At 47.2% G+C, this 14489-nt stretch carries 13 protein-coding genes; 1 reads left to right on the top strand and 12 read right to left on the bottom strand.

Annotated elements, in window-relative coordinates:
• Positions 1-129: 129 nt before the first annotated feature.
• The 4 genes from NFX39_RS04915 to NFX39_RS04900 form a co-directional block, all read right to left on the bottom strand.
• On the bottom strand, positions 130-1110 hold the full coding sequence (locus tag NFX39_RS04915) for a ribose-phosphate diphosphokinase (RefSeq protein WP_213809422.1): 981 nt from the start codon (positions 1108-1110) through the stop codon (positions 130-132).
• Positions 1111-1238: 128 nt separating this feature from the next.
• Positions 1239-2057, bottom strand: coding sequence for a Cof-type HAD-IIB family hydrolase (locus NFX39_RS04910; protein WP_252443564.1), 819 nt, complete (start codon positions 2055-2057; stop codon positions 1239-1241).
• A 105-nt stretch (positions 2058-2162) separates the two neighbouring features.
• On the bottom strand, positions 2163-4616 hold the full coding sequence (locus tag NFX39_RS04905; protein WP_252443562.1) for a phosphoketolase family protein: 2454 nt from the start codon (positions 4614-4616) through the stop codon (positions 2163-2165).
• A gap of 188 nt (positions 4617-4804) precedes the next feature.
• Positions 4805-5533: a GntR family transcriptional regulator gene (locus NFX39_RS04900; protein ID WP_252443560.1), complete on the bottom strand. Its 729-nt coding sequence runs from the start codon at positions 5531-5533 to the stop codon at positions 4805-4807.
• 91 nt (positions 5534-5624) lie between these two features.
• Between NFX39_RS04900 and NFX39_RS04895 the strand changes: the two genes are divergently transcribed.
• Positions 5625-6125 carry an aminoacyl-tRNA deacylase gene (locus NFX39_RS04895; protein WP_252443558.1) on the top strand — a complete coding sequence of 167 codons (501 nt, stop codon included), beginning with the start codon at positions 5625-5627 and terminating at the stop codon, positions 6123-6125.
• Between the two features lie 45 nt (positions 6126-6170).
• Here the strand turns inward: NFX39_RS04895 and dnaB are convergent, their stop codons facing one another.
• The 8 genes from dnaB to NFX39_RS04855 form a co-directional block, all read right to left on the bottom strand.
• On the bottom strand, positions 6171-7667 hold the full coding sequence (dnaB, locus tag NFX39_RS04890; protein ID WP_252443556.1) for a replicative DNA helicase: 1497 nt from the start codon (positions 7665-7667) through the stop codon (positions 6171-6173).
• 3 nt (positions 7668-7670) lie between these two features.
• Positions 7671-8123 carry a 50S ribosomal protein L9 gene (gene rplI, locus NFX39_RS04885; RefSeq protein WP_252443554.1) on the bottom strand — a complete coding sequence of 151 codons (453 nt, stop codon included), beginning with the start codon at positions 8121-8123 and terminating at the stop codon, positions 7671-7673.
• Between the two features lie 58 nt (positions 8124-8181).
• Positions 8182-10209, bottom strand: a complete 2028-nt coding sequence (locus NFX39_RS04880; protein WP_252443552.1) for a DHH family phosphoesterase — start codon at positions 10207-10209, stop codon at positions 8182-8184.
• Positions 10210-10371: 162 nt separating this feature from the next.
• Entirely contained in the window at positions 10372-10635 is a 264-nt protein-coding gene (rpsR, locus tag NFX39_RS04875; protein WP_213809430.1) for a 30S ribosomal protein S18, read from the bottom strand.
• 26 nt (positions 10636-10661) lie between these two features.
• Positions 10662-11183, bottom strand: a complete 522-nt coding sequence (ssb, locus tag NFX39_RS04870) for a single-stranded DNA-binding protein (protein ID WP_252443550.1) — start codon at positions 11181-11183, stop codon at positions 10662-10664.
• 30 nt (positions 11184-11213) lie between these two features.
• Complete coding sequence (gene rpsF, locus NFX39_RS04865) at positions 11214-11513, bottom strand: 30S ribosomal protein S6 (RefSeq protein ID WP_252443548.1); 300 nt, start codon at positions 11511-11513, stop codon at positions 11214-11216.
• Positions 11514-11720: 207 nt separating this feature from the next.
• Positions 11721-13082 carry a Na+/H+ antiporter NhaC family protein gene (locus NFX39_RS04860; RefSeq protein WP_252443546.1) on the bottom strand — a complete coding sequence of 454 codons (1362 nt, stop codon included), beginning with the start codon at positions 13080-13082 and terminating at the stop codon, positions 11721-11723.
• A 20-nt stretch (positions 13083-13102) separates the two neighbouring features.
• Positions 13103-14338: an MFS transporter gene (locus NFX39_RS04855; RefSeq protein ID WP_252443544.1), complete on the bottom strand. Its 1236-nt coding sequence runs from the start codon at positions 14336-14338 to the stop codon at positions 13103-13105.
• Between the last annotated feature and the right edge of the window lie 151 nt (positions 14339-14489).

Raw genomic sequence — 14489 nt, 5'->3', positions numbered from 1 at the left:
ATATTGCTCACATAAAAAAGAGCCCTGTACATAGGCAAACCATTGCCTGTACAGGGCTCTTTCCGCTTTATTTCATTTTGATTTCAAAGACGAAAACGACAATTTTGTACTTGAAATCACTTACTTTACTTATTGATTACGACGACGGAAACGGTGCTTGAACATTGGTGAAATGGCTTCGTTCATGGATACACGACGAATGGCTTCACCAATCAATTCACCAACTGACACAATTTCCAACTTGTCGAACTTCTTGGAGTCTGGCAAATTGATAGAGTCCGTTACGATAACCTTCGTGAAAACGGAGTTTTGCAAGCGTTCCAAAGCAGGCCCTGAGAAGACCGCGTGAGAAGCGGCAACATAAACTTCCTTGGCACCGTGTTCAAGTACCAGTTGTGCTCCTTGAGTAATCGTTCCGGCGGTATCAATCATGTCATCGACCATGATTGCCGTCTTTCCAGCAACATCACCAACGATTGAACCAACCTCAGCCACGTTTGGCTTCGGACGACGCTTGTCGATCACAGCAACGGGTGCATCCAAGCCCAACATGTTGTTCAAATTACGGGCACGGGTCATTCCACCATGGTCAGGTGAGACAACAACGGCGTTTTCCTTATCGGCAATTCCCGTTTCAATCAAGTAGTCAGCTAAGAGCGGCGCACCTTGAAGGTGATCCATTGGCAAATCGAAGAACCCTTGAATTTGCGCTGCGTGCAAATCAAGCGCCATCACACGCGTAGCACCAGCACGTTCAATCATGTTCGCAACCAACTTAGCAGTGATTGGTTCACGTGAACGGGCCTTACGGTCTTGACGAGCATAACCGTAGTAAGGCAAAACAACGTTGATTTGTTCAGCAGATGCTCGCTTCAACGCATCGATCATGATCAAGAGTTCCATCAAGTTGTCATTAACCGGCTGTGATGTTGACTGGATAACGAAAACATTGGCACCACGAACAGATTCTTCAATGTTAATCTGCACTTCACCGTCAGCAAAACGCTTAACGGAAATATCAGAAAGCGGTACACCTACTTCGGCTGCGATTTTTTCAGCTAAAGGATGGTTCGATGACAAGGAAAAAAGTTTAAGATTTGACTGTGACATAGACTACTCCAAGCATAAAATGACTAATTCATTGTCTATTATACCAAGAATTGACTAAAAACTGGATAGAAAAAAGGACCGATTTCAAATCAGCCCTTCCTTGAATAAAAATAATTCTTTATAATGCCTCACTTACCCAAGGCATACTTTTCAATGGCGTTTGCAACCCCATCATGGTTGTTATCCGTCGTTTCAACGTCGGCAGCATTCTTAATCAATGGTACGGCGTTTCCCATAGCCACACCGATACCGGCCGCTTTGATCATCGTAACGTCGTTTTCTTGATCACCGATGGCCATTGTTTCTTCTTGCTTGATACCAAGCTTGTCAGCCAATGCCAACATGGCGTTCCCCTTGGAAGCAATCTTGTTCATAAACTCCAAGTTATTTGGCGTTGAGCGAACGACGTTCGCACGTTCTTTCAAGTCTGCTGGAACGGCCGCTTGAATCCGGTCCATGTCATCTTCTGTCCCAATGATCATGGCCTTAACGAAAGGCACGTCTTTCAATTCATCAACGGAATCAACCGTCTTCAAAGGCAACTGCACAACGAAGTTTTCTTGTGCGACAAAGACGTTGGATTCCCGGTTCAACGTGTAGGCATACTCGTCGGATTCAACTTGCAAGTAGGCCTTTTTTTCCTTTGCAAAAGTCAAAGCCTCCTCGAACAAATCCCAGGGTAACTCTTCATGATAAACATCATTTGCGTGATCCGTTGAACGGGCTACCCCTCCGTTGTGGGTAATCACGTACTGATCTTCCGCAATAAGTTCGAGATCAGAAAGAACTTTTTTCACTCCCGTTGCAGGACGTCCAGTTGTAATGACAACGTAGATTCCCTTGGCCGTTGCTTCCTGCACAGCCTTTTTAACAGCGGGCGTAATTTCCCGGTTATCGTTCAAAAGTGTTCCGTCAATATCAATCGAAATCAATTTAATCGTATTCATAGCGGTCTTCCTTCCTCAATTAGGGCTATTATAGCAGAATTTCCCGGTCTTTTTGTATAAAAAAAGAACGAGCTTTCGCTCGCTCTTTTTGAAGAGGTGTTCAGCTTACTTCAAAGCTGACCATTGCCACTTCGTGAATTCTTCAATGTCATGTCCTTCTTCACGGGTAACCTTGAAGTGCTTTGCCAAGATGTCATCCATCTTTGCGATGAACGTATCAGCAGCAGCTTGTTCGATTACGCCACGTCCTGAAAGAACTTCAACGGCTTCCTTAGCTTGGTGGAAGCGGTCAAGGTGTGAGTAAACACGCATGTCATAAGTCGTCGTGATGTCACCATCTTCACGGTATCCGTGAACGTATACATCGCCGCGGAACTTACGTTCGAAGAAGAATGATTCAACCAAGTTTTCGTATCCGTGGAATCCGAAGATAACTGGTGTATCAGCTTGGAAGTACTTGTCGAAGTCTTCGGCTGACAATTCACGTTCGTCGTTACCAGCTGATTCTGACTTCTTTTGCAAACGGAGCAATTCAACAACGTTTACGTAACGGAACTTAACTTCTGGGAAGGCTTGGTTAACCAACCACAAAGCTGCCAACGTTTCGATCGTTGGTTCAGTACCAGCAGATGCAAACGTGATGTCTACGTCACCAGAAGGTGCAGTAGATGCCCAGTCAATCGTCTTCAAACCTTCGTTAGCAAGGACTTCAGCTTCAGCAGCTGAGAACCATTGTTGACGTGGTTGCTTTGAGATAACCATGTGGTTAACCTTTGAGTGTTCTGAGAACGCACGTTCCATAACAGCCAAAGTAGCGTTACCATCGGCAGGCAAGTATTGACGGATGAAGTTTGACTTCTTTTCTGACAAGTGAGTCAACATACCAGGATCTTGGTGAGTGTAACCGTTGTGATCTTGCTGGAATGCAGTAGAAGTTGAAATCAAGTTCAATGATGGGTAGTCGTTACGCCATGCTTGTTCTGAGGCGTGACGCAACCACTTGAAGTGTTGAGTGATCATTGAGTCAACAACACGCAAGAATGATTCGTATGATGCGAAGATTCCAACACGTCCAGTCAACGTGTAACCTTCCAACCAACCTTCAGCTTGGTGTTCTGACAATTGAGCATCCAAAATACGACCTTCTGGAGCTTCGAATTGATCGTTAGGGTTCTTCACTTCTTCCATCCATTGACGGTTAGTCGTGTCGAACAATGACCACAAACGGTTTGACATCGTTTCGTCAGGACCGAATACACGGAATGACTTAGGGTTCATTTGCATTACCTTTTCAAGGTAAGTTGACAAAGTGAACATGTCCATGTTGCGGTTTCCATCTGGCAACAAAGTTCCACGGTTGTCATCGTTGATGTCGTTCGTGTAGTCGCGCCAGTTTGGCAAATCCAAGTCCTTCAAGGCTTCCCCACGCTTACGTCCACCGTTAGCGATTGGGTTAGCTGACATACGCTTGTCGCCCTTAGGAGCGATTGCCTTCAATTCATCCTTCAATGAACCATCAGCGTTGAACAATTCTTCAGGCATGTATGAGTTCATCCATTCTTCGAATTGTGGCAACGTTTCCAAGTTGTTTTGGCCAAGAGGCAATGGAACTTGGTGGGCACGGAATGAATCTTCGATTGGCATTCCCTTTTGGTCGTGCGTTGGTCCACCCCAACCCTTTGGCAAGCGAGCGATGATTACAGGCCATGCAGGGATTGAACCATCTTCGTACTTACCGTTTTCACGGGCATCCTTTTGGATAGCTTGGATGTCTTCGATAGCTTCGTCCATGACCTTAGCAGTCTTTTCGTGGTAAGCCATGTAGTCGTGGATGTCGTCGTTTTCGATGAAACGAGCTGAGAATCCAAGACCCTTGAAGAAGTTCGTGATTTCTTCGTCTGACATACGTGAGAAGACAGTTGGGTTAGAAATCTTAAATCCGTTCAAGTCCAAGATTGGCAAAACAGCACCGTCGTTCTTGGCGTTCAAGAACTTGATTGAGTGCCATGAAGTCATTGATGGACCAGTTTCGGCTTCACCATCACCAACAACTGCGAAAGCAATTTGGTCAGGGTTATCCAAAACAGCACCGTAGGCGTGAGACAATGAGTATCCCAATTCTCCACCTTCGTGCAAAGAACCTGGTGTTTGGGCCGTCATGTGAGAACCAATTCCACCTGGGAATGAGAAGCGCTTGAACAACGTTGACATACCCTTCAAGTCTTGCGTAACTTCTGGGTAGTCTTCAGTATATTCACCATCGAGGTAGGCGTTCGTAACCATTACCTGGCCACCGTGTCCTGGTCCACCGATGTAGAACATGTTCAAGTCATACTTGTTGATCAGACGGTTTGCGTGAGCGTACAAGAAAGTTTGACCAGAGATCGTTCCCCAGTGCCCGATAGGCTTAACCTTCACGTCTTCAGCTTGAATTGGCGTCTTAGTAACTGAGAACAATGGGTTTGACTTCAAAAAAATCATCCCAGCTGACAAGTAGTTGGTTGCGCGCCACCACTTATCAACGAGTTCCAAGTACTCTTTTGAGTTGTAATCAACCATGTAAATAGTACTCCTTTTTTCTTTACACGAAGGACGCTTATGCGTTCCTCCGATTAAATATTTACAAGTACATTATATCGAGTGATAAATGGTGATTCAAGAAAAAACGACGCTTGGGACCAACTTTCTCGATTTTGGTTGCATTTAAATTTTAATTGGACCGGTCCAATTATTACCGCTTTCAATTCTTATTCTGAGCCAAGCGAAACAAAGGCGTTATAACGCAAGTATTCATAGTGCAATCGCATGTTAGCGTATTCCAACGGTGTCCCGTCGTCCATGAAGAAAATTCCTTCCATGATTCCGACCGGCTCCGTCTTCTTTAGCTGCAACAGCTCTTGTTCCTCATCGTTTGAAGGCGCGGCCATGATGGTCATGAAGGAACGCGTTACCTTTCGTTGCTTTTCCTTTTCGACATAGCCGTAGATGGATTGCGTGACATCCCCCTTCTTCAATCCAGGAAGAAGGGCGATGGGCACGTAACCGTACTCAATCATGAAGGGCACGCCGTCCAACTTACGCAGTCGCTTAATTTCGTACACGAAATCTCCGTCGTTTAAAAACAAGGCGGATTGCTGTTCCGGAGTCGCTTGAATAACTCGGAAATCCAGGAGTTCGATTGATGGCGCCTGCCCGTTAATCCGAAAGGAGTCGGACACGCCCAAGTTCGATCCTTCGTGTTGGAAGATGGCTTGGTTCTTCAAATAAAGCGGGTTCACGAAGGTTCCGGAGCCGCGCTTTTTGAAGATGATTCCCTGTTGGACCAACACGTTTAACGCACGTTTGATGGAAGAACGGGACACACCGTACTCCTCGGCCATGGAACGTTCGTCCGGGAGCTTCAAGTCTGGATAAGCCCCCTGGTAAATTTTTGATTTGATGTCGGCTTGAACAGCCACGTATTTAGCTTCTGTCATGGCTCCATTTTATCACGAATTGGTCGGACCAGTTCTCCAATTGGTTGTCCGAGGCGCTTTCGACTTTACCAAATTGTGCTAAAATAACCCTATGGCAAAGAAGAAAAAAGACAAAAAAACATTACCGGAACAGGTGCTCGAGAAGCACGGTGTGGCGTACGAGCCGATGAAGATTAACGCGCTTGAACTGAGCGAAGAGGAAAAGGCCGCCCGTTTTGAAGAGCTCGGTATCGAGGAGTCCGACATCTACAAGACGCTGGCTGCTAAGGGTGATAAAACGGGGCCCGTCGTTGCCGTCGTGCCCCTCACGGAGCGACTCGACCTCAAAAAACTCGCTTCTGTATCTGGGAATAAGAAAGTGCACATGCTCCCTCAAAAGGAACTGGAAAAGACGACCGGCTATGTTCATGGGGCAAATAACCCCGTTGGGATTTGGCAGAACAAAGGCTTTCCCATCTATCTCGCACAACAGGCGGAGCACAAGGACTTCTTCATGGTCTCAGCCGGTGAACTCGGTCATTCTGATAAGATGAATCCACAGGACTTAGCCAACATGATTGGCGCCTCCTTTGAAGAATTAACCGAAAGCTAATCCAAATAAAAAAAGCACATCGAATGATGTGCTTTTTTATTTTGCTTAATAACCGTTAGAGGTTTCAGGCGGGATTGGGGGCAACGGCGCTTGGCCGTATGGATTTTCATCCCGGTAGCCCGGTGCTCGGTCCGCGAACTTAAAGGTCGGCTTGTTAAACATCAACGTCGCCGTTCCTCGTGCACCCGCACGGTTCTTTTCCAAAATGACTTCAATGGGTACTGACTCTTGCTCCGGTTCTTCTTCAACCGGACCGGAATCATCCTCACCGTCGCTTCGGTAGTAGTCATCACGGTATAAAAAGCCAACGATGTCGGCATCCTGTTCGATAGAACCAGATTCACGTAAATCGGAAAGGACCGGACGCTTGTCCGTTCGCTGTTCCACTCCACGGGAAAGCTGGGCCAGGGCAACGATTGGCGTGTGCAATTCCTTTGCCAGCTTCTTGATAGAACGAGAAACTTCAGAAACCGCCTGCTGACGACTCTCGGTGTTTCCTGATTCGATCAGCCCCAAGTAATCAATCACGACCATTCCCAAAGGATGTGGATCCTTGATTCGGTCTTCTTCGGACATGCTTGAAAGCAAGTCTTTTTCCAACTGACGCAACTTGGCAGCGATTTGCGTTATTCGGATTCCAGGCGTGTCATCCATGTAAATCTTCATCTGGGCCAATGAATTCGTGGCAACCGTTAACGTTGACCAGTCTTCCTTTGTCATCTGACCAGTCGTCAAATGGTTGGAATCAATTCCACCTTCGGCGGCGACCAAACGGGTAACCAAATCAACAGCTCCCATTTCCAGTGAGAAAATCACAACGGGAACCTTTTCGGACTTGGCTGCGTTACGCGCCATGTTCAACACAAAGGCCGTCTTACCAACGGCAGGACGCGCCCCGATAACAATCATTTGATCTTCCCGGAATCCGTGGGTCAACTTATCAAGTTCTTGGTACCCCGTCGCGAGTCCGACAACGTCGGATTCGTTCTTTGAAGCTTCTTCCAAGTTCGCGTTGAATTCGTCAATCACTTCTTTGATTGGACGAAGTTCATCGTTTCCACGGTTGGACGCCAATTGGTCAACTTCGTGTGACACTTCTTCTAACAGTTCGGTTGAATTCTTCCCACCGTCGTATGCCAATGACATCGACTTCGTGAGTGATTCAATCAAACGGCGCAAAACTGCCTTTTCGTGAACAATGGAGGCGTAGTGCTTCAAGTTAGCAGCAGACGCAGTGGATTCAGACAACTCGGAAAGGTAGGCTAAACCTCCAACGTTTTCCAGTTGTCCCTCACCGTTCAACTTGTCCTGCAAGGTCAGGATATCAATTGGCCGACTCTCTGATACGAGCAAGTGCATCGCCTTGAAAATCTCTTGGTGGGCACTGCGGTAAAAGTCCTTGGCATCCAAGATTGATTCGGCGGTCACCATCGCTGAGTCAGAAGAAACATCAAAGAGAATCGCCCCAAGGACGGCTTTTTCAGCTTCGATGTCTTGAGGCGCTTGGCGATATTCGTTGGCCATTAATGAAACGTCGGCCATAAATTACCCCTCTTTAACGTGTACGCGGAGTTCGGCTTGAACTTCCTTGTGTAGCTTAACTGGTACTGAAGTGAATCCCATGGCGTGGATTGGTTGGTTCAACAACAACTTACGCTTGTCGATTTTCACCTTGTATTGCTTTTCCAATTCGGCAGCAATCTGCTTCGTTGAAACGGCACCGAACAAACGACCGTCCGTTCCGGCCTTACCTGGGATCGTGACGACTGTCTTGTCGTCTTCCAACATGGCCTTCAAGTCCTTTGCAGCGGCCAATTCAGCAGCCGCTTGCTTTTCTTCAGCCTTTTGGCGCCCCTTTACAGCACCCAAGTTCTTTCCAGTGGCAGGCTCTGCCTTCTTGTTCTTAATCAAGAAGTTGTTTGCGTAGCCATCAGGGACGTTTTTTACTTCGCCCTTCTTACCACGACCCTTTACGTCTTCCAAGAATACTACTTGCATATCTGCCTCCTCTAAGGGGACTCAGTCCCGCATTCTTTTCTATATTATACAGCAGCTTTTAGTTAGCCGCTTCCTCTTCTTCCTGACCTTCGATGGCTTGAACCAACTTTTCATACGCTTCCTGCGTTGTGACGTCGGCCATCTGCGTGGCGGCGTTGGACAAGTGGCCACCACCACCCAAGTCTTCCATAACGGTTTGAACGTTGAAGTCCCCGTTTGAACGAGCAGAAATCCCAACACGTCCATCATCCCGCTTTGTCAAAACAAAGGAAGCCTTGACGCCTTCGATTTGAAGCAATTCATCGGCAGCCTGAGCCGTGATAACACCAGGGTAAACCTTCTCGTTATCACCAACCGAAATGGCTGCTTCATTCTTCACTTCGGCAGCTGAAATCAACTCAGCACGCGCCTTGAAGTCTGAGAACTTTTCCTTCAAGAAGGATTGAATCAATTCACTGTCGGCCCCGTTGGCACGCAGGTAAGAAGCCGCGTCGAAGGTACGAGAACCCGTCCGTAAGACGAAGTTCTTCGTGTCGACTTGGATTCCACCAAGCATGGCGGTTGCTTCCAAGCGCGTGATTGGCGCACCCTTTTGATTCTGGTACTGCAACAATTCCGTCACCAATTCTGAAGTTGATGACGCGTATGGTTCGATGTATGAAAGGATTGGCTTTTCCGTCAATCCGTTTTCCGCCAAACGATGGTGGTCAACAACTACCAGGTGTTCGTCCAACTCGTGCAAAAGTTCTGGTGCACCAGTCAACGCTTCACGCGCGTGGTCAACCAAAATCAAGAGCGAACGATCCGTTGCGCGTTCCAAGGCATCCTTTTCTGCGATGACGGATGCCCCCAGGTTCACACCTGGCTCCGCATCTTCAGGATCCGTGTTGCGAACCGCCTTCAGTAAGGACTGAATGTCGGAGTAGATGTTTTCTTCATCGACAACAACAAAGGCCTTCTTTTCACGGGTCTGGCTAAAGCGCCACAGTCCCATGGCTGATCCAACAGCATCCAAGTCGGGCATCTTATGTCCAACGACAAAGACCTGGTCGGCCTGGTCGATCAACTCGGAAACGGTCTGTGAAATCACACGAGCACGCACACGCGTCCGCTTTTCCATCGGGTTGGTTGTTCCACCGTAGAAACGAGCAGGGGCATCTTCTGCCTTCACAACCACTTGATCTCCACCACGTCCGAGGGCCAAGTCGAGATTTGTCTGTGCCAATTGAACAAGGGAGTTAATGTCTTGTTCTCCGTAGGCGATTCCCATCGAAAGGGTCAATGGTGAATTTTGCTGTGCCGTGGCTTCACGTACAATCTTTACGATGGAGAACTTGTCGTCTTCAGCCTTCTTCAAATCTTCTTGATAACCCATCAAGAGGTAAGAAATTGGCGAGAGGCGACGAACATAGAGACGGTATTTTTGCGCCCAGTCAGTCAACTGACCGGTCACTTCCGTCCGCAACTTCGACGTTTCGGAATCCAGCATTCCTTCCGTCACTTCTTCGTAGTTATCGACGGAAACAATTCCCGTTACCAAACGATGGTCATCTAGGTCTTGCTTCAAAGCCACGTTTTCAGAAGAATCCATTAAGTACAAGGCCCCGAGCTCGGCTTGGTAGTCAACCACAAAGGAACGCCCCAACCAGTCGATGGTTGATTCTTCGTCTTCCTTTGCCATTGCTTCGCCGAGTTCCGGTTCCTCTTCTGAAAGTGAAGACCCGATTAAATCTCGTTCCTTCAACAGTTCTTGCAAGTATGGATTCACCCAAACCACACGGTCACCGTCCAAAAGGATGATTCCGAGTGGCATTTTCAAAATGGCTTCTTGTTGGCCGTTTTTCACGCGGTAGGTCAGCTCATCCAAATAGGATTCGGAATCCTGACTCGCCAGAATCAATTGGCGGATTAAAACAGCTGCCATCAATAAGAGCAAGATGAACCAAATGAATCCAAAAAGCACGCTGTACATGCTTGCCAAAATCAATGAAAGCAAGGTCACAACCGCCGCCATGGAAAGCGACATGATAAAAGTTTTACTTTGTTGGTAGCGGAATAACGCTCCAATGTTTAAAAATGTTTTCATGAATGCCTCAAATTTCTTTGAATGTTAGACCTATTTTACCATATCTCGGCTGTTTCGATAAAAAGTCCAGCCCATCCTGGTGCGAATAAATGCCTTAATACGGGCATTATGGTGATTTTGGACACAAAAAAACCAAGACATCTCTGTCTTGGTTCAATACCATTAGTCTTCAGTGACGAATGGCAACAATGCCATGATACGGGCACGCTTGATAGCGGCCGTAACCTTGCGTTGGTTCTTTGCTGAAGTTCCAGTCACACGACGTGGCAAAATCTTACCGCGTTCTGAGATGAAACGTTCCAACAATTCAGTATCCTTGTAATCCACGTATTCGATGTGGTTAGCTGCGATGTAGTCAACCTTACGACGACGGCGTGGTCCACCTTGTGGGCGACGACGTTGTGGACGTGCGTTTTGTTCTGACATAATTAGCTCCTTTCAAAAAGAATTTTTTAGAATGGCAAATCGTCATCTGAGATGTCGATTTCCGAATTTGTGTTGGCCGCAAATGGGTTTGCGTTTGAACCAGCACTTTGATTATTGCTTTGGTTGTTACTTGCAAATGGATCCGCTTGGCCACCACCAAAACCACCGTTTTGGAAGTTTTGACCTTGGTCAGAAGAACCGTTTTGAGCACGGCGACGTTCTGAATCAGCCTTTGACTCCAACAATGAGAAGTTGTCGACAGAAACTTCAGTCACGTATACTCGTTGGCCAGCGTTGTTCTCGTAGTTACGAGTCTGCAAGCGACCTTCGATTGCAACTTGGGCACCCTTACCAGTAAAGTTGGCAAAGTTTTCCGCTGCCTTTCGCCAGATAACGGCGTTAATAAAGTCAGCTTCGCGATCCCCATTGGCGTTCGTAAAGTTACGATTTACGGCAATCGTAAATGAACCAACTGCAACACCTGATTGGGTATAACGCAATTCCACATCACGGGTTAACCGTCCAATTAATACAACTCGATTGATCATCTTTTAGGTCCCTCCCTGTGGAATGCCTGATTACTTTTCGTCAGTCTTAACGATCATGTGACGCAAGATATCAGCTGAGATCTTTGCCAAACGGTCGAATTCGTTTGCGGCGTCGTTAACGTCGGCAGTAAATTCAACTACGTGGTAAGTACCTTCGCGGTAACCAGCGATTTCGTAAGCGAAACGGCGGTTAGCGGCCCAGTCAGCTGACTTTTCAATGTTCGCACCGTTGTCAGTCAAGATACCGTCAAAGCGTTCAACGAGCGCCTTCTTGGCATCAGCTTCCATATCAGGGCGAATAATGTATGTTAATTCGTATGCTGTAGTCATCGATTTTTCCTCCTTTTGGTCTCTGGCAACCCTTATTGGTTGCAAGGAGTGCGTACAGATTTCTGTACTCACATCTATTAAATATACTAAATTTTTAGCCTTTTGGCAAGGGGTTTGAAAAACCATGAAATTTGCTCTCTCTTTCCCCTTCGCCCTATTATACGCAAAAAGTCAGCGACAATCGTCACTGACTTTTCCAAAAATATTTTAATTCGTCTGATCAGCTTGCTTCAAACCGATACCCGTCAAAGCGGACAGCAATGAGAAGATTGGTGAAAGCAATGCAACGAAGGTAAATGGCACGAAGGCCAACACTGAAACGTGGAGCGTCTGGCTCGCAAAGGCTCCGGCAACACCCCAAGGCACGAGGTAGTTGGCAATGGCTCCAGAGTCTTCCATCGCACGGGACAAGGCCAGCGGTGAAAAACCAAAGCGCTTGTAGTCTTCCTTAAAGAGTTGACCCGGGAGCATCGTAGACAAGTATTGTTCACCAACCAAGAAGTTCGTGGCAATTCCCGTTACCAAAGTGGCAAAGACCAACGAACGTTGGGACTTCAACTTGGAAACAAAGGGGTTCATAACCGCCTTCAAGATGTTTAAGTGAGACAAAAGTCCCCCAAGACCAAGCGCCAACATGATCAACATGATGGTATCCATCATGGCCACCATGCCCCCACGGTTCAACAAGGCCGCCAAAGTCTTATTGTTTGAGGTCGTGTGGAAGCCGCTCACAATTAAGTCGGAAAGTTGGGCAAGTGAATGACCATTTAATAAGAAGAAAACAGAACAAACAACGACGTTTAGTAACAAAGCCGGGATGGCCGGCACCTTCTTCAAAGCCGTAATCAAGATGAGCAAAATTGGAACGACTGCCCACCAAGTTGGCGTGAGCAGGTTCGTCAATGACAAGCCTTGGTAAGTTGAGTGGCCGTGTCCGGCGTTAAAGCCAAGAACAACGGCTAAAATCAAAGTCACGCCCAAGGCCGGAATCGTCGTCCACATCAAGTTCTTTAAATGGGCGAACAAGTCCGTTTCAGAAACGGCAGCGGCTAAGTTGGTTGAGTCGGAAAGTGGTGAACTCTTGTCCCCAAAGATGGCACCGGACAAAATCATCCCCGCCACCAAAGCCGGGTTAAAGCCGAGCGTGATTCCGATCCCCATCAAAGCCACACCAACGGTTGAAAGCGTCGTGAAGGCGGAACCAATGACCGTTCCGACAACAGCAGACGTGATCAATGCCGTCGGCAAGAACCAGTTGGGATTGATCAACTGGAATCCAGCCCAAATCATGGTTGGAATAACACCGGTGCCGAGCCAAAGTGCAATCATGGCACCAATCAACAAGAACAAGAAGAGCGGCGCAATACCCGGCTCAATCCCTTTGATCAAAGCACCCTGCGCTTCCTTGAAGGAAACACCGGTGATGCGCATGAGTATGACCACCCAAGCGATGGCCCCCAATAATGGCGCAATTGGCGCCATGCCGAGTCCGATAATTCCCCCGGCCAAAATAACGATAACCCCGACGAGCAAAAGGCTCGCAAAGGTGCGGTTTACTTGTTTATTCATATTGTTTACCTATTAAATTCTTATACTTTTTCTGTCTTCTTTTTTGCAACCATTAAATACAAACCAAAGTTAACCAGAACCATCCCCGCAAAGACGGAAATAAAGAGGGCGTCGAACCAACCGTGGTCCAGCATAATCCCCCCATAAACCGGTCCAATCATTCGGCCGAGGGAAATCATCATACCGACAAATCCCTGCGCCTGTCCGGAAACTTCCTTTGGCGTCACTTGTGCTACCCAGGCTGGAACCTGAGGTGATGCCAACATTTCACCCAGCGTAAGCAGTTCAAACACCAGAACGATTTGCCAGAACTGGTTCACAAACAGCATCAAGATGAAAGAGAGAGCGAAAATCAATCCACCCGAAATGACTGAGATGGCATAATTACGCTTGTTGGCCCAGTTTGAAATCATCTTTTGGAAGATGATAATCGTCAAACCGTTCAAGACCCAGAGGTTGGCATAGTGCGCCGTGGAGATCCCAATCTTATACAGGTAGTTGGCCATGACCGTTTCCCAGAGCATATAGGAAAGATATATTAATAGAAGAAAACCTGCGATCCAAAGGAGCAACGGCGTCAACTTCAGCTTGGCCTTCTTACCAGAAGCGTCGGTCTTAACGGCCTTTTGCAGGTCTTCTGGATCAGCGGTCACACCTTCGGTCGCCACTTCTTCCACGCTTTCTTGAACGGGTTCCGTATCAACGTTAAAGAAAATAGTGACGATAACAACCAAAACCGCATACAAAGTAGAGGCAATGAGCATCAGCCAGGAGAAACCATAGTTAAAGAGATAGCCAACCACCAAGGTTCCAAAGACAACACCGACATTCAACATGATATACATGTTGTTAAAAATCACGCGGGTTTGCTTCCCTGTGACCGTCGTAGCATAGGCGTTTAGCAGCGTCGTAATCCCACCAAGACCGATGGAAGTCAACCAAATCAAAATGGCAAAGATTGGCCAGCCGTTAAAGAAGAATAACGTCAACACGGAAAGGAAGGCCAGAACGGAAAAGCCAATCAAGGACTGATAGGGCTTCCAACGGTCAAAGAGCTGGCCGGCAACGAAGGCTCCACAGACATTCATCAAGGCGGCGACAAGTAAAACTAGACCGGAAACAGTCAAGGACTGGCCTAGGTTCAGCGTTATGTGCAGCGTCGTCACCGGCCAAATCACCGCATGACCGGTATTGGCCGCTAAGTTGGCAATCAACAGCCATTTTTCGTTTAACTTCTTGTTTTCAACTGCCACCATACACTTTCCTCCTTGTCCTCGTCGTTTTTGACTTTTCTAACAGATTTAAAAAAAGATATACTGCCTCTATTCTAACAGGGACGACGCGCAAAAAGGGCATTACTTTCAGTATTCCCGGCCTTATCACAAAGTAAGCGTTTGCATTTTTTGT

Origin of the sequence: Fructobacillus apis (assembly GCF_023893635.1) — a bacterium.
Classification (GTDB): Bacteria; Bacillota; Bacilli; order Lactobacillales; family Lactobacillaceae; genus Fructobacillus; species Fructobacillus apis.
This window is presented reverse-complemented; position numbering and strand designations above follow the sequence as displayed.

Excerpts from the sequence above, each read along its gene's own strand:
- dnaB (WP_252443556.1), bottom strand. The coding sequence starts at position 7,667 with ATGGCCGACGTTTCATTAATGGCCAACGAATATCGCCAAGCGCCTCAA.
- ssb (WP_252443550.1), bottom strand. The coding sequence starts at position 11,183 with ATGATCAATCGAGTTGTATTAATTGGACGGTTAACCCGTGATGTGGAA.
- NFX39_RS04915 (WP_213809422.1), bottom strand. The coding sequence starts at position 1,110 with ATGTCACAGTCAAATCTTAAACTTTTTTCCTTGTCATCGAACCATCCT.
- rplI (WP_252443554.1), bottom strand. The coding sequence starts at position 8,123 with ATGCAAGTAGTATTCTTGGAAGACGTAAAGGGTCGTGGTAAGAAGGGC.
- NFX39_RS04895 (WP_252443558.1), top strand. The coding sequence starts at position 5,625 with ATGGCAAAGAAGAAAAAAGACAAAAAAACATTACCGGAACAGGTGCTC.
- rpsF (WP_252443548.1), bottom strand. The coding sequence starts at position 11,513 with ATGACTACAGCATACGAATTAACATACATTATTCGCCCTGATATGGAA.
- NFX39_RS04905 (WP_252443562.1), bottom strand. The coding sequence starts at position 4,616 with ATGGTTGATTACAACTCAAAAGAGTACTTGGAACTCGTTGATAAGTGG.
- NFX39_RS04880 (WP_252443552.1), bottom strand. The coding sequence starts at position 10,209 with ATGAAAACATTTTTAAACATTGGAGCGTTATTCCGCTACCAACAAAGT.
- NFX39_RS04855 (WP_252443544.1), bottom strand. The coding sequence starts at position 14,338 with ATGGTGGCAGTTGAAAACAAGAAGTTAAACGAAAAATGGCTGTTGATT.
- NFX39_RS04860 (WP_252443546.1), bottom strand. The coding sequence starts at position 13,082 with ATGAATAAACAAGTAAACCGCACCTTTGCGAGCCTTTTGCTCGTCGGG.
- NFX39_RS04910 (WP_252443564.1), bottom strand. The coding sequence starts at position 2,057 with ATGAATACGATTAAATTGATTTCGATTGATATTGACGGAACACTTTTG.
- NFX39_RS04900 (WP_252443560.1), bottom strand. The coding sequence starts at position 5,533 with ATGACAGAAGCTAAATACGTGGCTGTTCAAGCCGACATCAAATCAAAA.
- rpsR (WP_213809430.1), bottom strand. The coding sequence starts at position 10,635 with ATGTCAGAACAAAACGCACGTCCACAACGTCGTCGCCCACAAGGTGGA.